The sequence below is a fragment of the Pseudomonas sp. Root401 genome (assembly GCF_001425105.1).
Classification (GTDB): domain Bacteria; phylum Pseudomonadota; class Gammaproteobacteria; order Pseudomonadales; family Pseudomonadaceae; genus Aquipseudomonas; species Aquipseudomonas brassicacearum.
This window is the reverse complement of record NZ_LMDO01000066.1, coordinates 140,521-164,946: the sequence shown is the minus strand read 5'-3', so window position 1 is coordinate 164,946 and position 24,426 is coordinate 140,521. Positions and strand designations below refer to the sequence as shown.

The 24,426-nt window shown below is 60.2% G+C and carries 12 protein-coding genes; 9 read left to right on the top strand and 3 right to left on the bottom strand.

The genetic code is table 11. The features are described from left to right. Window positions 1-512 precede the first annotated feature (512 nt). Genes ASC85_RS30550 through ASC85_RS30540 form a run of 3 tightly spaced genes read left to right on the top strand, consistent with a single transcriptional unit; the run spans window position 513 to window position 3,325 of the window. Window positions 513-1,619 carry a GGDEF domain-containing protein gene (locus tag ASC85_RS30550; RefSeq protein WP_057452587.1) on the top strand — a complete coding sequence of 369 codons (1,107 nt, stop codon included), beginning with the start codon at window positions 513-515 and terminating at the stop codon, window positions 1,617-1,619. Next, window positions 1,612-2,547, top strand: coding sequence for an iron-sulfur-binding ferredoxin reductase (locus ASC85_RS30545; protein ID WP_057452567.1), 936 nt, complete (start codon window positions 1,612-1,614; stop codon window positions 2,545-2,547). Before ASC85_RS30550 ends, ASC85_RS30545 begins: the two co-directional genes overlap by 8 nt. Before the next feature lie 28 nt (window positions 2,548-2,575). Beyond that, window positions 2,576-3,325: an enoyl-CoA hydratase gene (locus ASC85_RS30540; protein ID WP_057452566.1), complete on the top strand. Its 750-nt coding sequence runs from the start codon at window positions 2,576-2,578 to the stop codon at window positions 3,323-3,325. A gap of 204 nt (window positions 3,326-3,529) precedes the next feature. Here the strand turns inward: ASC85_RS30540 and pyk are convergent, their stop codons facing one another. Continuing rightward, on the bottom strand, window positions 3,530-4,981 hold the full coding sequence (gene pyk, locus ASC85_RS30535) for a pyruvate kinase (RefSeq protein WP_003205118.1): 1,452 nt from the start codon (window positions 4,979-4,981) through the stop codon (window positions 3,530-3,532). 324 nt (window positions 4,982-5,305) lie between these two features. On the opposite strand from pyk, the gene ASC85_RS30530 reads away from it, so the two are divergent. After that, complete coding sequence (locus ASC85_RS30530; RefSeq protein ID WP_057452565.1) at window positions 5,306-5,680, top strand: tetratricopeptide repeat protein; 375 nt, start codon at window positions 5,306-5,308, stop codon at window positions 5,678-5,680. Window positions 5,681-5,969: 289 nt separating this feature from the next. After that, a complete protein-coding gene (locus ASC85_RS30525) occupies window positions 5,970-6,329 on the top strand; it encodes a PilZ domain-containing protein (RefSeq protein WP_057452564.1) in 360 nt (119 codons plus the stop codon). Window positions 6,330-6,474: 145 nt separating this feature from the next. Here the strand turns inward: ASC85_RS30525 and ASC85_RS30520 are convergent, their stop codons facing one another. After that, on the bottom strand, window positions 6,475-7,665 hold the full coding sequence (locus tag ASC85_RS30520; RefSeq protein WP_236712426.1) for a Fic family protein: 1,191 nt from the start codon (window positions 7,663-7,665) through the stop codon (window positions 6,475-6,477). A gap of 419 nt (window positions 7,666-8,084) precedes the next feature. Continuing rightward, on the bottom strand, window positions 8,085-8,441 hold the full coding sequence (locus ASC85_RS30515) for a DUF6124 family protein (RefSeq protein WP_057452563.1): 357 nt from the start codon (window positions 8,439-8,441) through the stop codon (window positions 8,085-8,087). 477 nt (window positions 8,442-8,918) lie between these two features. Here ASC85_RS30515 and ASC85_RS33420 point away from each other — a divergent pair, with 477 nt between their 5' ends. The 4 genes from ASC85_RS33420 to ASC85_RS30495 all read left to right on the top strand — a co-directional run bounded on the left by ASC85_RS33420 (window position 8,919) and on the right by ASC85_RS30495 (window position 24,422). Beyond that, window positions 8,919-12,134: a hypothetical protein gene (locus ASC85_RS33420; RefSeq protein ID WP_236712425.1), complete on the top strand. Its 3,216-nt coding sequence runs from the start codon at window positions 8,919-8,921 to the stop codon at window positions 12,132-12,134. Window positions 12,135-12,266: 132 nt separating this feature from the next. Next, window positions 12,267-15,878: a Tc toxin subunit A gene (locus ASC85_RS30505; RefSeq protein WP_057452561.1), complete on the top strand. Its 3,612-nt coding sequence runs from the start codon at window positions 12,267-12,269 to the stop codon at window positions 15,876-15,878. Further along, window positions 15,875-19,963 (top strand): neuraminidase-like domain-containing protein, encoded by a 4,089-nt coding sequence (locus ASC85_RS30500; protein WP_057452560.1) that lies wholly within the window; start codon window positions 15,875-15,877, stop codon window positions 19,961-19,963. Before ASC85_RS30505 ends, ASC85_RS30500 begins: the two co-directional genes overlap by 4 nt. Continuing rightward, on the top strand, window positions 19,956-24,422 hold the full coding sequence (locus ASC85_RS30495) for a hypothetical protein (RefSeq protein WP_057452559.1): 4,467 nt from the start codon (window positions 19,956-19,958) through the stop codon (window positions 24,420-24,422). Before ASC85_RS30500 ends, ASC85_RS30495 begins: the two co-directional genes overlap by 8 nt. The last annotated feature ends 4 nt before the right edge of the window (window positions 24,423-24,426 follow it).

The window sequence follows — 24,426 nt, the reverse complement described above, 5'->3', positions numbered from 1 at the left end:
AACATTTTATGAGGCAGCTTCAAGTGGCAAGCTTCAAGCGGCAAGCTGAAGCAGTACGCGCACTGCTCTGAACTTGCCGCTTGGAGCTTGGAGCTTGGAGCTGACCCCAGGTCAAGGCACGCCGGGCATGCTGGCGCGACGCTAAAAAGGCGCGGCAGTATATCGCAGGCCGGCCCCCTGTGGGAGCGACCTGTGAGAGCAAGGCTGTGGGAGCAAGACTGTGGGAGCAAAGCTTCTGTGGGAGCAAGGCTTGCCCGCGATGAAGACAACGCGGTCTCCCGGGGAATCGAGGCGCCTGCATCGCGAGCAAGCCTTGCTCCCACAGCCCAACAGGGCGATGTGCAGGCTATGTGTCAGGCCTCAAACCACTGCGTCAATCTAGGCCATTGCTTTGACGCCATTTTTCTGCTCCAGAATTGAATGGTCATTTGTCCTACACGCCACTAAAGTGGCGTCTGGCCTGTAGCGTAGGACGCCTCCTGTCAGTTTCCTTTCCCATGGTGAGTCAACGATTGACCCATAACGCCATTCAACGTCTTTTGCTGAAACGCTTCGCTTTGGCGGCCGCGACGTACGCGCTGGCACTGGTTTTGTTGTGGCTGGCATTTTTCAGTGGTCATTACCTCGATTCGTTGCGCGGTGTCATCATCGGCAGCGTGTTGGTCGTGCTGTGCCAGGCCGGGCTGTTCGCGCTGTTTATCACCGACCGTAACCTGCGCTTCGCCGACCCCAGCCTCACCGAAGCGCAGGTGTTGATCGGCCTGGGCTGGCAGACCTGGATGATGGCGCACCTGGACCAGGCCCGGGGCGTGTTTCTGGTGTTTTATGTATTGATCCTGCTGTTCGGGCTGTTCCACCTGTCGCGCCGGGCCTTTGTGCGCTGCGCGTCGCTGGTGTTCATCAGCTTCACCGCGATTACCCTATGGGACGGTTACTTCTTCAGGCTGCCCGATCCCACCCTGGCCGGGTTGCAGGTGGCCGTGCTGTTTCTCGTGCTGGTGTGGCTGGTGTTTTACGCCCGCTACGTCCAGATCTCACGCCAGCGCATGCGCCAGCGGCGGTTTGCCTTGCAGGCGCACCAGGACACCTTGCGCGGCATGATGCGCCAGCTCGAAGACCTGGTGGCCACCGATGAGCTGACCGGGCTGTTCAATCGCCGGCACTTCCTGCGCCTCGCTTCGCGCGAACTCAACACCCTCAGGCCCGGCATCGCCCATGGCCTGGCCCTGATCGATCTCGACCATTTCAAGCGCATCAACGACCTGCACGGCCACGCTGCTGGCGACCAGGTGCTGCAGGCCTTTGCCGCGGTCGCTACCGCGTGCCTGCGCGAGGGTGATGTATTGGCCCGTTATGGCGGCGAGGAATTTGTCATGCTGTTGCCCGCCTGCGACCCCCAGCGCCTGACGGCCTGCTGCGAGCGGCTGCGGCTGGCGTTCACTGAAGTCGAACTGATCGGTCTGCAGGTCGGCGCCCTCAGCTTGTCGGCGGGCATGACGATGCTGGACATGGGCGATGACCTGGACAATGCGTTGCAGCGTGCCGACCAGGCCCTGTACCGTGCCAAGCGAGACGGCCGCAATCGGTGCGCCGCCGCTTGGGAGAACGTCGATGCCTGAACTGACAGTCGCCGGTCGGCAATGGACGGTGGCGGCGGGCAGTAACCTGCTGGACGCGTTGAACGGCGCCGGCGTGGCGGTGCCCTACAGTTGTCGTGCCGGCAGTTGCCACGCCTGCCTGGTGCAGTGCGTGGGCGGCGATGTGCGCGACAGTCGTCCCGACGCCTTGAACCCGGTGCAACGCGACCAGGGCTGGCGGCTGGCCTGCCAATGCCAGGTGGTCGAGGATGTGCAGATCCACACCTTCGACCCGCAACGCGACGGTCAGGCCGCTCATGTAGCAGCGGTGGATTGGCTCGGTGGCGAGGTGCTGCGCCTGCGCGTCACCCCCGAGCGGTCGCTGCGTTATCAGGCCGGGCAGCACCTGGTGCTGTGGGCCGGTGACGTGGCCCGGCCGTATTCCCTGGCGAGTTTGCCCGAGGAAGACCGTTTCCTGGAGTTCCACCTCGATTGCCGCGAGCCCGGCCAATTCATCGAGGCGGCCCGGCAGATGAAGGCCGGCGACCCGATCCGCCTGGGCGAACTGCGCGGCGGTGCCTTGCATTACGACCCCGACTGGCACGACCGGCCGCTGTGGCTGCTCGCCGCTGGTACCGGTCTGGCGCCGTTGTTTGGCTTGCTGCGCGAAGCGTTGCGCCAGCATCACCAAGGCGCGATTCGCCTTATTCACGTGGCCCATGATGCGGCGGGGCATTACCTGGCCAAACCCCTGGCGGCGCTGGCGGCCAAGCATCAAAACCTCAGCGTGGAGCTGCTGACCGCGGCCGAGGCGCCGTCCGCCTTGGCGCAACTGCGGCTTGTTTCGCGGCAAACCCAGGCCTTACTCTGCGGCCATCCCGACCGGGTCGAGGCCTTTGCCAAGCGCTTGTACCTGGCCGGCTTGCCGCGCAATCAACTGCTGGCCGACGTCTTCCTGCCCCGTGGTTGAGCGCTGATCTTCAGACGCGAGACCGACCATGACCCCAACCCTGTTGCTCGACCGAGAACGCGGCCTGCTGACGGTGCGCTTGAACCGGGCGGAAAAGAAAAACGCCCTGACCCGGGCCATGTACAGTCAATTGGCCCAAGCCCTGGCGATGGCCGATACCGACCCGCAGATTCGCGCAGTGCTGCTCACCGGCTCCAGTGACTGCTTCACCGCCGGCAACGACATCATCGACTTCCTCGAACAACCACCGAACGACCTCGATAACCCGGTGTTCCAGTTCATGCTCAGCCTGCTCGATTGCCGCAAACCGGTGATCGCCGCCGTGGCCGGGCCGGCGGTGGGCATCGGCACCACGTTGCTGCTGCATTGCGATCTGGTCTACGTCAGCCGGGACGCGCGTCTGCGCATGCCGTTCGTCAACCTGGGGCTGTGCCCGGAATTCGGCTCCAGCCTGATCCTGCCGCGGCTGCTGGGCCAGGCCCGGGCCGCGCAATTGTTGCTGTTGGGCGAGGGTTTCAGTGGTGAACAGGCGGTCGCCTGGGGCATCGCCACCGAGGCGCTGGACAGTGGCGAGGCGGCCTTGGCCAAGGCTCGGGAAGTGGCGTTGCGCTTCGAATCGCTGCCGGCTGAAGCGGTGAGCATCAGCAAGCAACTGATGAAAGCGCCCGACCGGGAGCAGTTGCTCAGGGTGATCGAAGAAGAGGGCAAGCTGTTCACCCAACGCCTGCGCTCGCCCGAGGCGGTAGCGGCGTTGTCGGGGTTTATCAACAGGCATTGAGTCTTGCAGCGCCTGGCCTGGCCCCAATCGCGAGCAAGCTTTGCTCCCACAGGCATGGGGGGCACTCCATGCCTGTGGGAGCGTCCTGTGGGAGCAAAGCTTGCTCGCGATGGGGCCAGTCCCAGCGCCACATTTCTTGCAGGCAAAAACAAAAAAGCCCCGCCATTCACATGGCAGGGCTTTTGTTTTTCAGCGCTCGGGCACTCAGACCATCGGGTCGCCAACGTGCAGGATTTTCATCCCGTTGGTGCCGCCAATGGTGTGGTAGCTGTCGCCCTTGGTCAGGATGACCCAGTCACCAGTCTGCACCACGCCACGCTTGACCAGTTCATCCACCGCCGCCTGGCTGACTTCGCCTGGTTGCAGGGCGGCCGGGTCGAACGGCACGGTGTAGACGCCACGGAACATGGACGCGCGCGCCTGGGTTTCGCGGTGCGGGGAGAACGCGTAGATCGGCACCGAGGAGCGAATGCGCGACATGATCAGCGGTGTGTAGCCACTTTCGGTCAGGGCGATGATCGCTTTCACGCCCGGGAAGTGGTTGGCGGTGTACATCGTCGCCAGGGCGATGCTTTCGTCGCAGCGCTCGAAGGTTTTGCCGATGCGGTGGCTGGAAGTCTTGCTGGTCGGATGCTTTTCAGCGCCGATGCAGATACGCGCCATGGCCTGCACCGCTTCGAGCGGGTAGAGGCCGGCGGCGCTTTCGGCCGAGAGCATCACAGCGTCGGTGTAGTCGAGCACGGCGTTGGCTACGTCGGACACTTCGGCGCGGGTCGGCATCGGGTTCTGGATCATCGACTCCATCATCTGGGTCGCGACGATCACCGCTTTGTTATGGCGGCGTGCGTGCAGAATGATCTTCTTCTGGATGCCCACCAGCTCGGCGTCGCCGATTTCCACGCCCAGGTCGCCACGGGCCACCATCACGGCGTCGGACGCCTTGATCAGGCCATCGAGGGTTTCGTCGTCGGCCACGGCTTCGGCGCGTTCGATCTTGGCCACCAGCCAGGCAGTGCCGCCGGCTTCGTCGCGCAGTTGACGGGCGTATTCCATATCGGCGGCGTCACGCGGGAAGGACACGGCCAGGTAGTCGACTTCCATTTCCGCGGCCAGCTTGATGTCGGCCTTGTCTTTTTCGGTCAGGGCCGGTGCGGTCAGGCCACCACCGCGACGGTTGATGCCTTTGTGGTCCGACAGCGGGCCGCCGATGGTCACGATGCAGTTCAGTTCGGTGGCGGTGGCGGTTTCGACGCGCATCACCACGCGACCGTCGTCGAGCAGCAGCTCGTCGCCCACGCCGCAGTCCTTGACCAGGTCCGGGTAGTCGATGCCGACCACTTGCTGGTTGCCTTCGGTCAGCGGATGGCTGGTGGAGAAGGTGAAGGCGTCACCGATCTTCAGCTCGATGCGCTTGTTGGCGAATTTGGCGATACGGATCTTCGGGCCTTGCAGGTCACCCAGCAGGGCAACGAAGCGGCCGTGCTTGGCGGCGAGGTCGCGCACCAGCTTGGCACGAGCCTTGTGCTCGTCGGGGGTACCGTGGGAGAAATTCAGGCGGGCAACGTCCAGGCCAGCCAGAATCAGCTGTTCGAGAACTTCCGGCGAATTACTGGCCGGGCCAAGGGTAGCGACGATTTTGGTGCGACGGACGGACATGCAAGACTCCTCAAGTTCAAGCGCCAGCGAAGGCTACTATGCTCTTTGGGTGTAGTCATTGTTCATATGCACTACTTTTTCGTTTGTTTTTCGAAATGAACATTCCTGAAAATTTTTGCGCCTTAATAAAAAGATGAACCCCTTTGCAATGGGAACTCATCCTGTAGGAGCTGCCGAGTGCAACGAGGCTGCGATCTTTCCCCAGACAATTGAATCTCAAGCAAAAGATCAAAAGATCAAAAGATCAAAAGATCGCAGCCTTCGGCAGCTCCTACAGATTTTCCCACCCAGGTCGATACAGAGCTCAAGACAGGAGAACCTCCCATGCGATTCGTGCTTTTCGTTGCCCTGGCCCTGAGCGTCACGGGCTGCACCCGTTGGTCGATGAACCACCACATGAACCTGGCCTACAAGGCCTATGACCGCGGCAATTGCGAGCAGGTCATGCTTGAGCTGTCCCAGGTCGACCGCGCCAGCCGTGCCCGCCGCTACATGCAGCCGGAAGTCTCGATGCTGCGCGGCCAGTGCCTGGAACGGCAGAAGCTGTTTATCGATGCGGCGCAGACCTACCAGTTCATCATCACCCAATACCCTAACAGCGAATACGCTTTCCGCGCCCGCGCCCGGCTCGAGACCCTGCAGAGCCTAGGCCATTATCCGACCCGCAGCGCGTCGGCGATGCGCCCGACGGCGTCCTGACAGGCACATCAAGCCATGGCCGGGGCGATCCCTGGCCACAAGCGCCTGGCGTGTTTTTGTTTATGAAAGGTGTACGGACGACTGGCTGCCACACGACCATGAGCTATATTTGTACAAATCGTCATTAGAGCTAAATCTCTAACTTCAAGCGGCACCTGTGACCGGCAGCAGTAGGGCCTGGACGCTTGCGAGCGTCTGGCACCGGGATCGGGGAGAGCGAGCTGGCGTGTGCTCGTTCCGAAGTATTAGGTTGCCCCGATTCGGGGTCGTTCAAAAAGCGATACAGGATATGTACAAAAAACGGCGAATCGAACGGCAGCAGTTGCCGTGTTTCCTGAGAGTGTTTAATGGCGTAAACGGCAAGCCCATCGGTTTCTTGGGCAACGTTTCGGCAGATGGCCTGATGCTGATCAGCCATTTGCCGTTGATGGTCGGTGCGGACTTTGACCTGCACCTGAAAATCCCTTCCGATGAGGGACCGCAGCAGAACATTGTGCTCAGAGCCAATTGCCTGTGGTGCCGAGAAGACGTGACGCCGCAGCATTTCGACGCCGGTTTCAGCCTGAAATGGGCGCCGCCGGAGTACGGGCAACTGATCACCGCGTTGCAGCAATATTTCAGTTTTTATCCGTTGCCGGAGTCGGCCTGAAATCAGGCCATGGAATAACCAGCCTGGTTGATACCTCTGTGGGAGCAAGCTGTGCTCCCACAGGTTACTCAGAAACAGTCCAAAGCTTCAGCGCTGAACCTTCGCCTCGTTATCCAGCAACAACACACTGAGTCACCGTCACAACTTAACCCATTTGGAAATGCAGGTTCGCAAAGATCAATCCGGCGAAGCGTGCGGGCAAACCCGCTTCCACCGTGCGGGATCTGGGGGTATTACTGACCACTATCCCCGCTTCGATCAAGCGGCCCAGTTCTTCCGTTGCAAGCCGATCCTTCAAACCTGTGAACACCTTAAACTCCGCACGCGGCATCGCACCTTGGGTGAGAAGAGCCAACACAGCAGCTGCGCTGGTGGGTCTGATACCGGCACGGCGAAGGTCAGGATCCGTAGAGAACACCTGAACAACCTGTTCGCGCAACCTGGCTGGGTTTAGCGAGGTCGTCATGTAATCAATCTGGTCGTGGCAGACATCGAGCATGAACTCAATGAAGTTGAAGTAGTGACGCTGTGAGAGTTGGCCGCGCCCGTCATAGTCACCCTCACGAGGGCGATCAGCCAAAGCGAGCAAGCGATAGTACTCATCCTGCCTGCGAGCCAGACCACGAGACAGTGACCAGAGGGTAGGTTTCAGCCCGAGATGAACAAGTTGCAGGTGGGTGAGCATCCGAATCACTCGGCCATTACCATCAAGGAAGGGGTGGACAAGCGCCACTCGGTGATGACCCGCCAGGGCGGCGATCAATTGGCGCCGCGGATCCTTTATTCGTCCGTAATGCAACTGCAGATGCTCAAGCATGGGCAATACAGCTGCGGCAGCTGGAGCGACATGTGCGCCAACCTGGACCTGCTCATTCTCTTCGGCCCGCAGTCTGCCGGGTTCCATCATGCGACCATCGCCTAGGGTCAGGTCCTGCGTAGAAGCACCCATGAAAAGCCGACGATGGAGGGTAGCGATCAACTTGGGATCGAACATAGCGGAGAAGTTATCTATTGGGCGCATGCGAAGCACCCGCTCCATCACCTCCTGCTGCGTCATGTGTTGCACGGCAAGCTCTTTGAGCTCCTTTCTTTCCCGTTTCGGTATCGTGCGTGCAGCCTGGAGGTCAGCGATCTCAGTTCGATGCCCTTCGATCAGATTCGAGTAGTAGGTATTGGTGATGCGCAGGAGGCCCGCCAGTTGCTTCGATGTCTCATCGGCGAGCCGTCCGGCAAGAAATTCTGCCTTACGCGGCAACTGATCCGCGGCCTGAATGATCGAGTCGGGCAGATTTTCTGGCAGTACCGGGTCAAGGTACGTTTTCGAGGTAATCATCATTTTTGCTTCCAGAGAACAAAACGGCAATTTCTGCGGAAATTTATGCGGAAAATAAAACGGCCGATAACGCCCGTGGTTGCTTGGTTTAGTGATGCCGTACGATAGATTGTTTTCAGCGTTTTTGCGGATTTTTATGCGGAAAATTTAAAATTGATTAATCAGCACCTGCCCATGTGCGCAAGCCGGCGAAACGGCGGAGAACCTATAGGCCGGAACTGGCAGGCGAGATCACGATTCTGGCCTGGCATCGGCTTGATGCCCTATACGTTCCCCAAACGTGACACCTGTAGGAGCTGCCGAGTGCAACGAGGCTGCGATCTTTTTCCAGACAATTGAGTCCTGAGCGAAAGATCGTCGGATCAAGATCAAAAGACCATCCGAACGCGGCCCGAGCCTTCGGCAGCGCCTACAGGGCGCTTTCAGCGCTGAACCTTCGCCTCGTTATCCAGCATCTTCTCCAGCAACAACACCCCCATCTCGCCCATCTGGTGTATCGCCAGGGCCAGGTTGCGCGGGGCGCCTTCCAGGTCTTCCGATAAATCCAGGATCAGCGTGCTCACCGAGCAGAAGGTTTCATAGGTGTGGGCGAGCATGCCTTCGGGGTCGGCGTCGGGGGCGACGATGAAGTAATCGAGTTGTCGTTCGGGTTTGCCTGGGTCGGGCTTGAGGTAATGGTCCAGGGCTTTTTGCGCGGCTTTGTCGAGCTTTTTGGTGTTGAGGGTTTTGTGAGCGGATTGTGAATCGGTTCTCGGGGGATTGGGTGTTGGTTTGATCATGATCGGTCTCCGTAATGGGGCTACCACCCGGCTCGCGACTAAACGAATGAAGGGTGGCGGCTGGACGCAGGTTAGTCGACCGGCGGAGACACGAAATCCGGCGCGCCCGAGGGCGCCCTGCGCACAGCCACCATCAAGTATGGGATAGGGAAAACCCCACGGGATGACGCTTGTGCATATCGTGTCGAACCGCCGGGCGACTAAACCCGATCGCTGGTTATCAGCGACACGAATCAAGTTACGGGGCAAGGCCAAGGCGCACAAGCCGGCGGATTCTGGCGGATCTGTAGTCCGTTGCGCAAGACGCTGTAGTCATTCGGATGTTGCCTTGCGCTGGGTCCCGCCACTCGTCGGCACTGTCAGAACTAACAGGTGTTTGAGTAGACCGAGTGCCATTTACTGGTACCAGGAAACCTCCTGACGATACGGCTGACCGTAATGCCTTTTTGATTCCGATTAATAGTTAAGGAGTTAGTCATGGGCGCTGGTGACGATTCTGAAAAAAACGAACTCGAAGACGCATCAGGGGGCAATACGGAGGACGTCAATAAAACTGACGGTGCTCTTGAGTCGGAAGAGGATGTTGCTTTTCCTAATGCTTTAACCGGGGAAGTTTTTTTAGAAGCGGCGAATTCCAGTCATCCCCTTCTTTGGGCGAACTTTGCCGCCTGGTATACATGGTCCCCCAATGGCAGATCCTTGGAGCTGAGCAACTTTAAATACAGTGCGAGAGATAATGGTCGAAAGAAGGGTAATGTCAATATAAGACTTCAGTCGGCAGCTGATACCGGGTGGCGCGAGTTGACTACAAATGGAGATCAAAACGCGGAGTGGCATGGAATTTCTGGAACACTGACGGTGGCGGGGGATGTGAACTCTGTAGTGGTTCATTATGATTATACGTATGACTTGAGTAATGTAGGCGACCCACACCTGGGAGCTAATAGAACCTATAGGTTTATTCCCGCTGCTCCAGTCATTACAGGGCCACAAGGTTATATTAGTGACTTGCCAGTCACGGTTTCAGGTATTGGTGCTGCATTCGCCGATGGCACGGTTACCGTTCATAACGCTAATGGCGACGATGTGTTGGGGCCAGTGGCGAATCTTTCTGAAGACGGCATATGGGCAACAACGATCAACATGCCGAGCGGGTTGGAGACCCTAACGTTCTACGCCATACAAAAAATAGGAAATGCGATATCTGGAAAATCAAATCAGAAGACCATTGACTGGGCCCCGACGACACTGACAGAGCCCGCAGCGAACGCCATCGTGCGCGCCGACCAGCTTGTCTTCAAGGGTAGAGGATTTCCAGGCAACCGAATTTGGGCGGTTTTCCCCAATGTCGGTACCGAGCTGTCTGAAAGAGCTTCCGTAAACACCAATAAAACGTGGCAGGCCGAGGGTAAACTCCTGGCCAGTGGACGCTGGTCGGCACAGGCTGCGTATCAGTCGGGGAGCGAACCCATTAGATATACCGAGGAGCACCGTTCCTTCACTGTTTTAGGTAAACCGAGCATCACCCGGTCCACAGCCACTAAGGATATGAGTTTCACGGTATACGGAACAAATGGGATGGATGGCGCCAGCGTCGAAGTTAGGCTTGATGTGATTGGTACCCCGGTAGGCAAAGGCACAGCAGCGACGAACGGCTCCTGGAATGCCAGGGTACAAGTACCGCCAGGGATGATTTCTTTGGTGGCTGAACAAACCTATCAAATCGCGTCGGGACTGAGCACTGCCCAGGCGTTTAAAGTGCGCCCCCCCAAACTGACCGCCGTCACCGTCACCACCCCGACAGAAACCTCTGTGAAATTCGAAGGCGACGGCTATACCGGCGCAACCGTCCAGATCACCATCGTCAGCGGGCCCGGTGGAACGGCGCCGCGTGATGCTCCGGTGAGAGATGGCAAGTGGGAAACAACCGCGACAAACTGGCCATTTGGCTCGTACAGCCTGCGGGCGATCCAGCGGTTTCCCGACGGTGCCAGTGGCTGGATTGACTCGCAGCCGTACACCTTCTCCGTCAACCTGATACTTCCCGACCCGACCGATATCACCTACACACCGGTCTACCAGCCGGTATTCTCGGGTAAAGGTTTCAACGGTGCGACGGTGATGTTGTTCAATCCTGGTGGTGAGTCGAAGGCGGCGCCGGATGCTGGCGTGTCGTCCGGTCAGTGGCAGAGCAGGGCATCAGAGGTATGGGGGCCGACGTTCAAACGGAAAGTCCATATCAGGCAATACCTGAATGGAGCACCGTCGCCGACCTGGCAGGAAATCGAGGTCACCATCCCACCGCTGGCCCCGGTCATGAACGTGCCCGTGGAAAATGGCCTCTCGCCCGACCTCAGCGGCACCTGCTGGCCGGGCGCGGTGCTGACACTCACATTCAGTGACAGCGCCACCGAACACCCCGTCGTGAATAACAACGGCACCTGGAATTTCCGCCGCACCGAGCCGTTTGCCCCCGAGGTCATCCACACCGCGACGCTGATCCAGACCGCCGCCCAGCAACCCTCACCTGCAGCATCCAGAACCTTCACGGTCGTTCTGCCCATGCGCCAGCCCGTGATCACTGACCCCAGCCCCAATGCCGAGGTCGGTCGCGAGCTGATCGTCCGCGGGCGTGAGGGCATGGCCGAGGCGTCGATGCAAGTGCGCGACGCCCAATTTCAAACGGATCTGGGCGAGCCCAAAGTGCTGACCGCCGATGGCGAATGGTTCATCGCACTTCCCGTGCTGGCCTTTCGTCGCTACACCATCGACGCGCAACAGACCCTGCGCGGGGTGCCTTCCGAGCGCAGTGAGACGGTGACAGTCGAGGTGGTGGTGTTGCCTCCGGAGTTTGACGTGCCGCAGCCAGGCGGCGACCTGCCGCGCACCATGGTGTTGTCTGGCACAGGCATGCCGGGCGGGCGGGTCGATGTCTGGCTGCAGGGCGCCAGTGAGCCGTTGATCGAGGATATTTTTGTGGGCGCCGAGGGCTGGAAAGCTGAAGTGACCTTGCCGGTGGGCGAGACCACGATTCTGGCCCGGCAACGCTTCGAAGGACGGACCTCCAGGGATACTGCGCCGTTGACCTTCAACGTTGTCCCGGCTGCCCCGTTCATTGAAACCCCAGCCACCGACGAGCACATCGGCCGGCGGGCGGTGGTGTCGGGTTTCGGCGTACCGGGGGATACGGTAACGGTGAAGCTGGGCGATGCCACGCTGACGGTGTTGGGCAGTAGCCCGGTGCTGGAGGATCGTACCTGGTCGGTGACGGTGGCGTTCGATCAACCCGGCGGCCTCTACGACTTGATGGCCGTGGCGTCGAGCGAGGGTTTTGATTCTGCCGATTCACCGCCGCGGCCGGTGGTGCTGGGCACCTATCAACCTTCCATCGACGTGCCCATGGCCGGAGGCTGGGTCGACAACCCGGTCAACTTCGAAGGTCAGGGCCGGTCGGGCATCGGCCAGGTGGTGAGCTGGTTCAACCCTGATCAGGTGTGGGCGGCGGGTCTCCCTGTCGCCGCCAGTGGTTGGGAAGGCGGGGCGTCGCAGGCGCTCTCGGCTGGCGGTAACTGGTGCCGGTTCAGGCAGACCATCACCGACACGGTGGACGGCGCGACGGCTTCCGATTGGGTTGAGAGCGGGCGCTTCGAAGTCCTGCTACCTAGCCCGATCCAGGCATCGAACTCCCGATAGACGGTCATAAAACCTGTCGGTTCTGACAGTAGACGGCTTGGGGCCTTAAGCGCCAAATCACGTTTACCAGACGCTCGGCCTGACGGCTTCGTCGGACCGCTGCGGGCCGTTATCGAACTCGAGGTCTCGTCCATGGCTGACTCCCGCCCTGCTTTACAGCTGCTGACTCAGGTGTTCAGTGACCAACAACTCACAGCCTACGCGACGCTGCAAACGTACCTCGAAGAGGGCGGTTCGATCTTTGCGCTGGTGGAAAAGGGCGTGCAGGGATTGGTGAGAGACTTTGGCGTGAGCCCCGATGACGCCCGTCAGCTGTTACGGCGCTTCAACAGCATGGCCATTTACCTGCGGCGTCAGTTCATCGAACACAGCCTGTACGATTCTGCAAAAGTGCGGCGGCGAGCAAGAAGTGGCTTGCTGTCGATGGTTCAAGGCCCCAGTTTTGAGCTGCTGTTTAACCCCCGGTTCGACAGTTTGTGCCCACCCCAGGCCCTGGAGTCTGTCACGTCACCCGTGGCGTATTTGATTGAGTTGATGAGGTGGATCGAGCAACGCATCGAAGCGGCTTCCAGCGATATGCTCAAGCTGCCATTGCATGATCGGCGCAAAGACCTGAAGCCGCTGAGCGTTGATTTCAACGCGGTGCATCGATCCGTGTCATCGGTGGACATCATCGTCCCGGTGCTGGAAAGGTTTATCGATCTGGCCCCAGAGGCCCTTGAGCAAGCCATGATCGAGGCGCGCTATCCCAATGGGCTTCCTTACTTCCAGCATTGGGTCACGGTGGATTCGGTCGCCCGTCACCATGGCCTGTCGGTGGGCAGTTTTGCCCAAAGCGTGAGCCCGTCCTTTCCGTATTTTTTCCAGGCTCAGGCCTGGTACAACGATGCGGGACCGGCCCTGGCCCATGCGTCGAGATTGGGACCTTATCAGCGGCGGTTGCTCACGGAGGAGGCAGCCAAGCTCGCCGACCGCGACGTATTTTATGAGCACAACTTTGGCACCGATGACTTGACATGGCAGGACCTCAACGAGGTGCCATTCTTCGGCGAACGGACCAAACTCGACACCCAGGGGCTCGAGGCCTTGCTGTCGGTACGCGGCTTCGCGCCAGTGCGTTCGGCCAATGTGACCTACTCGTCGCAAACGGAGTCCGACGTGCCGGAAAGCGGGCGCTCGGGGTCGGTCTATCTCAACGCCAACAACCACCCGGGTGTCAGTATTGTGGGTGGCGCAGATGGCCCTGCGTTCCTCCACAGGCTGTCAGTAAGCCCTGGCGACGCCGCAGGACTTGCGCGTTACGACCGAATGAATCGCAAGGTGCGCCTGGATCAATGGCTGGCACTGCCGAGTGAACAGGTGGATGCGCTGCTGGTGGCGACCATCAAGGCTGAAGTGCGCGGTGGTGCGCCGGCCGATGACTGGTGGATCACCGAACAGGTCGTGCATGCGCTGGGGCTGTTTCAGTCGTTGCGCGAGCGCTATGAATGTCCGGTGAACGACTTTGCCGTGTTTATCGACGAGTTGTCGATTTACGGTCGCGGTGAAGCACTCTCCCAATTCGATCAGGTCTTCAATAACCAGAGCGATTATCGTGAGCCCTTGAAGCTCGACAACGGACCGTTTCCGATCGTGCCGGCACCGGAGGTGCCCGACCTGACCGTCAGCCAACTGTGCAGCGCGTTGGGCATCGACCTGCAGACCTATAACTACCTGGCCCTGGCGATTGCCAATGCCCATGAAATAACCGGCGACAGCCTGCCGCGTAACCTGGCGATCATGTCCAGTTTCTACCGCATGGTGAAGCTGCCCCGGCTGTTGGGCATCACCCCGGTCGAAGGCGTGTTGATGCTGACGGTGCTGGGTGGGGCGCTTTGGCTCGACGGCCTGGCGGGTGTGCCCCTGATCAATTGCGCTGCAAGCGATAGCCCGGATGTGCTGAACCTCATCCAGGCCATGCAATTGTGTGTGGACTGGTGTGCCGATCACGACATGCCGGTGCTCTGGATGGTGCAGCAGGTCTCGCAGCCCTCGGTGCTGGACGCCTCCCTGGACGCCGAGGGGCGGTTTTTTGAACAGGTGCTCAACCTGTTGCCCGGCGCACTGCTCACCCACTCGGCGATCCTGATGGCGGGTGTGCCGGCGATGGCGGGTGCCAGCTGGCTGGAGTTGCTGGGGATGCAAACGACATTGGTCGAGTTCGATGGGCTGGTGATGTCGCGCACGGGAACCGAAGCTGAATACTTGGCCTTTGCGCGAGAAGAGCTTGAGCACGCCGTGGAAGTCGGCCTCGGGGAGCAATATGAGCTGGAGCGTCCCGCCATTGTCGAGAGAATGCTCGCCGTGGTGTTGGAAGCCAGGGACGCCCAGGTGTCGGTAGTCAAGGAATGCCTGGCGGTTTACACGGGTATCGGTGCCGAGCAAGGGCTCGAGGTGCTGGCGTGGGCCAATTCAACGGTGAGCCAGCTGCTGCGCCAGGTGCTCGAACGCGACCTTTCGAGTCTTGAAGGCCTGGTGAAGGGCCGCAACGCATTGACTGACCCATTGCTTGCGCTGTTGGCCGATGTGCGTCGTCGCAGTGCGGTGGTGGCGAAACTGGAGCTGGGCGCCGATGTGTTACGCGACTATCTGGATTACGGCCATAAAGCCTGGCTGGACCAGGACGACAAGCACGCATTCACGGTGCGCACGCTTTACTACCTGAGCACCCTCAACCGTGCGTTCGAGCTGAGCGACCAGCCGGCGCAGACGTTGCTCGACTACCTGCGCGAGGTCAATGCGCTGCCTTCTCCGATAGGGCAGCACGCACTGCATTTGGCCGAACAAGCGGCGTCCATCCGGCTGGCCAACTTTTTTGACTGGAGCGTGCAAGAGGTGCGCGAGTGCGTCAGCCGCATCGAATCCGAGCACAAGATCCTGAAAAACCTGCCCCAACTGGATCTGTTGATGCGGGTTCGGGTGCTGGCGGCGCGCACCGGCATGGATGCCTTGACGATTTTCCTGCTGGGCGGGCTGCCGGAAGAGGTCGATAAGCCTGCCTACAAGGAAGCCGCCGAGCATGCCTTGCTGAGCCTGTCCGAATCCGATAGGCCGCCGGCGACCTTCACCGGGGATCTGAAACAGCTCGTTACCGTGACATGCGTCCCGGACAACACCGTGGTAGTGGCTGCGCCTGGGGAAAAAATCACCTTCACCGTCACCCTCATGAACAGCAATGGGGAACCGTTGAGCGGAGTCAACGTTTACTGGAGCGCCGAGCTGGGAACCATTGAAACCCAGGCGACGGATATCGACGGGGTGGTTGAGGCCGAGTACATACCGGGCAAGGTGTTGGGGCGGGACACGCCGCAATTCTGGCTCGATCTGTTTGAGCGCGAGTATGCCCCTACCGTCGAGGTCATTTTCGATAAGCTCAAGTTACACATCCCAATAGCGTACATGTCACCGGTACCTCTGGGGACGGTGCCCTTCGGTCAGGAAGTCGAACTCTACGCCACCATTATGGACCGTCATGGAAACCTTGCGACAAACCATCCGACGCGCTGGCTAACCACGGATATGGGCGGGGGGGAAGGCCGGGTGGTTTATCGACCGGACCAGTCCTACACCAACCAGGAGGGTCTGGCCCGGACATTTGCCTCCAGCCCTACCGGCGGAAGGTTCAGAATCACCATCACTCCCGACGGTGACGCGACCGCTGATTTCCCGCCCATCACCTTTGAAAGCGAGGAGCCAGCATCATGACAGGGAACACGATGGGTGACTTGCTCGAAAAACGCCGGACCGCCCTGATCGAATACAGTCTCGGGCACGTTGGTAAAAGTGGTGCGAATCCACCCTACAACTTCCTGCGTACCCCAGCGGACCTGTTTGAACTGCTGCGCCTGGATCCTCTGGACAGTTACCCGGTGCAGAGCTCCTGGGTCGCTGAAGCGATCAGCTGCGCCCAGCAGTTCATCCACGCCGCCTACCGCAAACTGGAACCCGGCTATGCCGACACCGAGTTCGACAAGCGGGACCTGGCCACCTGGGAACTCTACAACAACTACCCGGATTGGTCGGCGCTGCAAATGATCGCCCTTTACCCGGAAAACTTCATCAACCCCTTCGTGCGGCAGCGCAAGACCAGCCTGTTCAAGACCCTTGAAAACAACCTCAACCAGGCACACTTGAACAGCGATTCGGTTCAGGTTGCTTTGCAGGAGTACCTGCAAACGTTCGAGCAAACCTGCAACCTAGACGTGCTCAGCAGCTACATGGACAGCGTCTCGCCGGCCCGGGCCGACTACTACTTTGTCGGTCGCCAGCGGGTGCCGCCTTACCAGTACTTCTGGCGCAAGGCCGAGGTCGAGCTTTCCCCCAGTTGCACCGCCATTAACCCGGCGGCCTGGAGTGAATGGCTGCCGGTGGATACGCCCACGGGCGTGACGATACTGGATATCCGACCGGTGTTCTGGAGCGGACGGCTGTGCCTGGTGTGGGCCGAATGGCAGTACAAGGTAGAGGGCGAGGACAACCAGAGCCTGCCCCACCGGCTGGACATCAAAGTGGCGTTCATGGCCCAGAATGGCCGGTGGTCGGCGCCGCTGAGCCTGCACAGCAGCGTGCATGACAGCGACCTTTCCCAAGGCGCCCGGTTGATTGCGACCGTGTGGGCCGATCCTTACAACCCCAAGGGCAAACTGGGCGTTTTTTTGACCAGTGACAAGACTTCCCTCAAGGTGTCTGCGGTGCGCGATGTGCTGTTCCGCCCCGTGGCCTGGGACGATGGTGGCTGGTTGGAGCAGGCGGCGCTCAAGCGTTTTGTCACGGCTGAGACGGTTCAACACCCACTGATGAATCAGCCAGACATGGTCACTGCCGTGGACAGGCCGGGCACGATGACACCCTACCTGAGTCTGCAGGCTGCGGTGTTTCGCGTCGATGGCTACGATGAGCTGGTGGTCTGCGGCTACTGCCGGCCAACGGGTCTGACCGGAGGCAATGTCACCCTGGAGTTGAAGTTGGTCAATCGCACCAACCCAGACCCAGCGGATCTTACGGGGGATTTTTCCGTTGCCGGTGGCTGGAGTACCCAATGGCAGGTTTATCGACGGACCAGCGGTTCATGGCCGCAGCCGACCACCTTCACGTTGGGTACCTCCTCGGGTACGCAGGGCCAAAATAGGTTTGAACTAACCATTATCAATGTGACGGATTTCCCCCCCGTCTCACTGCTCAAGAACAGTCTCGATGCGGCGCAGTTCCTCTCCCTCAACCAGGCCGAACTCTCCCTTAAATATGCCCGGCTGAACTCTCTGTTCGGCCCAGAGTTGGTACAGCGTTCCAATATCTCCGTCGATGCGGTGCTGGATTGGGACACGCAGTTTCTGCCGGAGCCGCCCCCGGAATCGAAAACGATCAGTGAGCCCAACGGGGCCTTCGACGGTGCTAACGGTCTGTTTTTCTGGGAGCTGTTTTTCCACCTGCCGCACCTGGTGGCCACACGCTTGCGCACCGAGGACCGCTTCCTGGAAGCGCAGAACTGGTTGCATTACCTGTTCGACCCGCAAGCGCCGGCCGACCCCGACGACGACCCTCAGTACCCCAATCCAAAGCCGGCGTATTGGCGCTGCCGGCCCTTGAGTAGCGCCGGCAACCTGGGCTGTGAAACCCAGGCGCCCACCGACCCCGACGCCATCGGCTATTCGGCGCCCCGGCACTTCCAGATTCTGGTGTTCTCGGAGTACATCAAGAACCTGATGGCCTGGGGCGACTGGTATTACCGCCAACTCACCCGTGACAGTCTGGTAGCGGCCAAGTTGTGTTATGTGCAAGCCGAATTCCTGATGGGCAAGGCGCCGGTGGTGCGAACGGTCAACCGTTGGGAAACCGACACCGTGGACGGCTTGATGAACAAAAGCATGTCGCGACCGACCCTTGAACAATTTGAACAAAACCTCGCGTTCAGCCTGGCGGACTTTCCTGCTGCCGCCGAGGCGCCGCCGCTGCTGGGGCTGCTGGCCAACGAGCCCTTCAGGGCACCGATCAATGAACAGTTGCTCGCGCTGTACGATTTGCCTGGCCAGCGCCTGCATAACCTGCGCAACAACCTCACCCTGGACGGCAAGCCAATGGAGCTCGCGCTGTTCAGCCCGCCCACCGATCCCAATGCGTTGCTGCGCGACCTGGCGGCCGGTGGTGCCGGTGCGCCAAGACCCATGGGCGGGCGGTTGGTGGTGGGGGCTTTTCGCTGGCGCACGACGTTCGAGGTGGCATTGCGCGCCGTGCAGGCGCTCCAGGATCACGGCGCACAGGTGCTGCGATTGCTCGAACAACGGGAGCTGGTCGAACAGGAGGAACTGCAGCAGAACCATTTGGTGGAACTGGGCATCTACGCCCGGACGGTGCAGGAACAGAACATCACTCAGCTACAGGCGAGCAAGAGCGCGCTGGAGCAAAGCCGGGCGGTGGCAGAGGAGCGGGCGATCGCTTACGAGCGTCTCTATGACGAGAATGTGTCGAAGGTTGAGTACGAGGTCATGGAGAACTTGCAGATTTCCAAAATCCTGGCGTTGACCTCGGCAAGCATCAAACCTGCGGGCGCCGTGATTGCCTCGCTGCCCACTATTTTTGGTTTAGCCAACGGTGGGCATCGTCTCGACAAAGTGGTCGACGCGGCTTGTTTCGGCCTGGACATAGCGTCGTCGGCGATGCAGATAGACGCGGACAAACAGGCCACCACCGAAAGTTACCGTCGCCGCCGCGAAGAGTGGCAACTGCATCGTGATCAGGCACTGGCGGAGGTGCGTGCGCTCGATGCGCAAATCACCGCCCAGACCCATGCGGTGAGCGCCGCTCAAACCACGCTGGATCAAACCCTCCTGGCCAACAACCAAGCCTTGACGGTGTACAACTTCATCAAAAAGCGCGCAACCAACGCCGAGCTGTACGGCTGGCTGCTGGGCCAGTTCAAGGCGTTGCACTACCAGGCCTACGATGCCGTCGTCAGTCTGTGCCTCAGCGCCCAGGCCTCGCTGAGTGCCGAAACCGGTGACTATGATTCGCAAATCCCCTTGCCCCAGGTCTGGCTGGACAATCGCCACGGTCTGACGGCAGGTGAACACCTGCGCGGGCATTTGATGCGCATGGAGCGCGAGTACCTGCAACGCCATGAACGGCGGTTGGAGCTGGTCAAGACCCTTTCCTTGCGCCAATTGTTCGATGATGCGAGCGACCCGCAGACGGGCACCAACAGCAGTTGGGCCAACGCACTGGATCAGTTGCGTAGTAAAGGAACGCTGGAGTTCAAACTCTCTCAATTGCTGTTCGACCGCGACCATCCGGGGCATTACTGTCGGCAAATCAGCTCGGTCGAGGTCGACCTGCCTGTGCTGATCGGGCCTTATGAACATGTACGTGCCACCTTGCTGCAGATCAGCAGCATGACGGCTACCAAGGCTTCCATTCCGGCGGTGGAGTACTTGCATGATCCCGCGGGGCACGTGGCGCCTTCCGATGTGCAGATCAACCTGCGCAGCGGTCAGCAGATCGCCTTGTCGATGGGGCTTGGCGACCACGGCATGGTGGCGATGAAATTCGATGACAGCCTGCTCAATCCTTTCGAAAACACCGGGGTGGTTTCGCGCTGGCTGTTGAGCTTCCCAAGGCCGGAAAAGGAACCGCAGAAGAGCATGCTGCTGTCGTTGACGGACATCATCGTGCGTATCCGTTACATGGCCAGGGCCGGCGAGCCGCCGTTCGTGCGAGCCGTTGAAGATCAGATCGCCAAGACCGAAAGCAAACTGTTCCGCTCCTCAACCGCCGAAGGAGCAGGTCGTCATGAATAAACCGATTATCCTGGCCAATGAAAATCTGGTGCTCAATGGCGACTTCGAACAGTGGATCGATTACTGGATACAGGAACCGGCTTCGGGTTACTTGGGGACTGCGAGCGATTGGTATGAAGAGGAGGGCCAGCACGTTCGTTTTCTGACCGCCAGCAATGGGGCTTCGGTCAATCAGGCGCTGACGGCGCCCAAGGATCCGGGCGCTCAAGCTCGCTACGTCCTCACCTTCCTGTGCGAGACGAGGCACACCGAACCGGGCAGGCTGCTCATTAGCAGCGATAAACAGCCGCAGGAGCAGGAAATCCTGTTGCCGCCGGGGCCGGCCCGGGACGCGCAGGAGGATCAGGCACGACGCAGGGACGGTCAGCCGCGGGAGTACAGGCCCATTCCCTACAACGTCCCGTTGGACCTGCCGTTCAACGCTCAAGACATCCTCACGGTGAGTATTCATAGCCCGCGAAACGCTCCCGGTGACATTTTCTCGGATGTCCGCATCACGCGTATCAACCTCCAGTTGCACCTTGAGCCAGCGCTGATGCAAGCATTCAAGCTTGACGAGCAGACACGGCCGGCAACCGGGCGCTTGTACGTGTGCCTGGGGGCCTCGGGTGACTTGGCTCACCAGCTAGAGTTCGTTCCCGATCCGGGCAATGCCTGGGTCGGCACCCAAGCGGCGCTGACCAGCGACGACAATCCCCAGGAGGCGCTGATGGCGACCCCGGCCTGGGGCGTGGATCACCCATTGGATTCGGCCTGGACCCTGGACTGCCCGGCAATCGGTGAAGACGGGCCGTATTCGTTCTCCATCGACCTGGTCAACCAGTACGCCGCCGAGGTCTATCCGGTGCAGGTGTCCCTGGGTCATCATCGGTTGGCTTTTCGTGAAGTGCTCGAGGCGGCGTATTACCCGGTGCTGGAATACGACCAAAGTGTGCACTTGGGGGTGCAGGTCACTTCCTATTACACCGGGCAGCCCTTGAGCGACCGCACCGTGAACTGGACTTCCACGACCGGGCAGGTCACCGCCGTTGCCATTACCCGAACTGACGGCTGGGCCTACTTTGATTTTCAGCCGGCGCAGGCCGGTGATGTCGAGATCCAGGCGTCGGTCGAGAGCCTGTACTACGCCTCTGGCGTGTTGACTCAAACCCTGATGGTGCGGGTGCTGGCAACGGGTCCGTGGAAGGATGTGCGAACGGTGGTCGAGGGGGTTGAGTCGCCTTGGGAGGAAAAAACCGGTTACCCCAACCGCGGCTCGGATTATCCCCTCGACTTGAAACTGCCCGCCGCCAGTCCCTTGCAGGGGACGCAGCTGTCGTTGCACTGGAGCGGTGATTCCCACGAGCAACTGGGGGTTGTCGTCAATCCGGCCCTTGAAGCGGCGGTGCCGGTCACCGGTGCCGAGCTGGCCTGGACCCTGACCAGCGAAGATCGTTATGACGGTCGCTTCGAGCTGCAACTGGCCTGCTCGAAACTGTTGCTGCCTTCACCGAAAAAAACCATGTCGCTGGCGCGCAATCTGGTCCGGGTGGGCGAAGTCCGAGAGGCCAACAGATTTCCCGTGGTGGACGAAAACGAAAGCGTGCTGTTGCGGGTGCAGGTGGTGCACTTCGTGGCCAGCGGCGACGGCGATCCGGTCATCAATGCCCAGGTCGAATGGAAGGTTGGCGACGAGTCGATTTCCACTGTCACCACGGGCGCCGGCGGTTGGGCCAGTGTGTTGTACACGCCGCAGAGCGCGGGGGACAAGGTGGTCATCGCCAGCATCAAGGCCCACGAGCAAGCCGTTGCGGTGGAGCAGCCTTTCGATGTGACGGCGATTGCGACCAGCCCCTGGAAAAGCGAAGTCAGTATTCTGCTCGATGGCGAGGTGGTCCAGCGCAATACGCTCGGTGTGCTCTGTCGACGCGGGCAGACCCACACACTGAAAGTCGTGCCCAACGCCGGCAGCCTGTGGATCGATAAAAACATCAGCTTGCATTGGCGAGGGGCCGCGCCGGATATTGGGCTGGCGCCCAGTGACCTTGGAACGCCCAAGCGGTTGGAGGCGGCTGGCGCCCAATGGACGCTCGCCTCACAGGTCAATAGCAGTACCAGCAGCCTGTTTGAGCTGGAGTTGCGCCTTGAGAGCGTTTCAGTCGTTCGCGAGCTGACGGGGCGATTGGTGTCCGAGGACCTGGCGGAAGAAGTCAGCCTGAGACTCGACCAGATTGCCGCCGCACTGGACGCCCAGGCGCTTTATCCGTGCCTGGGGGCGCTTCATCGCTTTAGCGTTTTGCCCAATGCGCTGAGCCCGCTGGTGGGGTTGGAATCAACGCTGGCATGGTCCGGGACATCCGCCGAGGAGTTGGGGGCAACGGTTCGTCCGGTGTTGAATCTTGCGCAACCGATCAACGACGGCGGCGCGATCTGGATGCTGGATTTTACCGCCAGTGAGCAACCGGGCGAGTTTGCCCTGGCGTGGGCAGTGCCTGCGCTGGACTTCGTCGCCACCGCCAAGCCGATGACGCTGGCGCATAACAAAGTCAGGATCCAGGGCTGGCGCGAATCGCCGGTCGACCCGGTGGTCGGGCAGGATCCTGCGTGGCTGTGGGTCCAGGTGGTTTCTCATTTCACAGGGCTTGCCGTGAATCAGGTTCCGGTGACCTGGACAGCGGGCAGGTCAAGCGCGCAACCCACCGACGCCGAAGGCTGGTCCGGTTTTCCCGTGGCGCCGGCCGCCGCCGGAACCCAGGCAGTGAAGGCCTCCGTGAGCAGTCGTTACGACGGCTACGAAGAGGAGCGCCCTTTTGAAGTCACGGCGCTGGCCAGTGATCCCTGGGTCGGGCTGACGGTTAGCTTTGATGGCGCAGCGGCGCAGCCCTGGGGCGAAAAAACCTACTTCCCACGCCGCAAGGGCGAACATGTTTTTGAGCTGATGGCCCCCGAGAACAGTCCTCTGTTTGAGCGCGAGCTGACGCTTGGCATGACCGGAACCGGGCCGAGCGAACTGGGCATCAGCTTTTTGCCTGACCCCCTGGGAATGCCTCGCGAGTTTCCCCGCGAGGGCCTGCGGTTCACGCTCAAGGCCGGCGATCTGAAAGACGGGGGCTTTGCTTTGCGCCTGGCGTCCCAGCGTCTGGCCAGCCTCTCCCCGGCGAACGCGATGTCGTTGGGCGAGGGCGAGCAAGTGCTGGAGATCCGCTGGGACAGCGGTGTTCACCAGACACTGGACTGGGAGCAGGAACTGGTCGAACAGGTCACCGTGGTCTCCTCCATCAGCGGCAAGCCGATTGCCGGGGTGACCGTGACCTGGCGTGGTGATGACCTGGGGGAAGTGACCACCGTGACCGATTATTACGGGGTGGCGCGCGTGCGCTATGTTCCCACCACGCCCGGCGCCGCGCAGTTGACTGCGACGGTGGGGCAAGGGCAGTACGCGTCATCGGTGTCGCTGTCGTACTTTTTGCACGAGCCCCGGGAGTTCCAGTCGCTCACCAGCGACAAACCCAACGGTCACCTAGGGGAGCTGGTTTCAGCGGTCGTGACCGTGGTGTCGGCCATGACTGGCGAGCCTCTGGAGGACGTCGAGGTGCGATGGGAATATCCCCACATCACGATTGCGGCGACCAGAACAAATGTCGATGGGCAAGCCGCGGTGCAATTCAGGCTGCCCGGAGTCAGGAAGGGGGTTCTATACGCCATTGTCACGGGGGGGTATGCGGGATGGGAGATGGCAGCTCTCAGCTTTGAACTGCTGCCCAATGACATGACATGGTTGCAGGACTTCAGACCTTTCGTTGATGGCAGGCCCTTAGAGTGGTCTGAAATCAAGTTGAATGTATTCGCTGGACAGGTTTGCACGCTGAAGTTGGATTATGGGCGCAGTTGGCTGATTGGCGAGCCGGATGCCCAGATTTGTCTGCAATTCAAGCCGGGCGAAGAGGTGCAGGGTCTGGTGTTCGATCCGCCGTTGGGGCAATTGGTTGCAATGGAGCAAGGCAGTACTTCCTTGAGTTGGACTATTTTTACCGACCAGGCGCAAAACAGGCCTTTTGTTCTGGAATTCGATATTCCCTTGATAACCGAAATGCCACCGTCGCCTCCTTTGCCAGGGATTACTCGCGATGAAGATAGCTGGCTTGAGGAGTTCACCTTCTACCTGAACAGCCAGGAATTCGATCTGGCCCATAGAAAGCTCAGCCTGAAAGATGGAACCAATAACACCTGGGAGTTGCGAGCCAAGGAAGATAGCGCCCTGATAAACGCCACGAGTGTCGCTTTGTGGATGTCGGGAGGAGAAGCGCTTCAGTTGGTTTTCGATCCGCCGTTGTTCCAACCACAGCCCGTAACCACAGCCCCCTTGAGTTGGTCGATCCTGACCAAAGCATCACATTGGGGTTCTTTCACGTTGGAGTTAAGAAGTCCGGACCTGCCCACGCGGTCAATCGACGCCGAGGTGAATGTTCATGGGACCTGACAAC

Coding starts and splice junctions, on each gene's coding strand:
- ASC85_RS30545 (WP_057452567.1), top strand. CDS start 1,612: ATGCCTGAACTGACAGTCGCCGGTCGGCAATGGACGGTGGCGGCGGGC.
- ASC85_RS30540 (WP_057452566.1), top strand. CDS start 2,576: ATGACCCCAACCCTGTTGCTCGACCGAGAACGCGGCCTGCTGACGGTG.
- pyk (WP_003205118.1), bottom strand. CDS start 4,981: ATGTCCGTCCGTCGCACCAAAATCGTCGCTACCCTTGGCCCGGCCAGT.
- ASC85_RS30530 (WP_057452565.1), top strand. CDS start 5,306: ATGCGATTCGTGCTTTTCGTTGCCCTGGCCCTGAGCGTCACGGGCTGC.
- ASC85_RS30525 (WP_057452564.1), top strand. CDS start 5,970: ATGTACAAAAAACGGCGAATCGAACGGCAGCAGTTGCCGTGTTTCCTG.
- ASC85_RS30520 (WP_236712426.1), bottom strand. CDS start 7,665: ATGATGATTACCTCGAAAACGTACCTTGACCCGGTACTGCCAGAAAAT.
- ASC85_RS30515 (WP_057452563.1), bottom strand. CDS start 8,441: ATGATCAAACCAACACCCAATCCCCCGAGAACCGATTCACAATCCGCT.
- ASC85_RS33420 (WP_236712425.1), top strand. CDS start 8,919: ATGGGCGCTGGTGACGATTCTGAAAAAAACGAACTCGAAGACGCATCA.
- ASC85_RS30505 (WP_057452561.1), top strand. CDS start 12,267: ATGGCTGACTCCCGCCCTGCTTTACAGCTGCTGACTCAGGTGTTCAGT.
- ASC85_RS30500 (WP_057452560.1), top strand. CDS start 15,875: ATGACAGGGAACACGATGGGTGACTTGCTCGAAAAACGCCGGACCGCC.
- ASC85_RS30495 (WP_057452559.1), top strand. CDS start 19,956: ATGAATAAACCGATTATCCTGGCCAATGAAAATCTGGTGCTCAATGGC.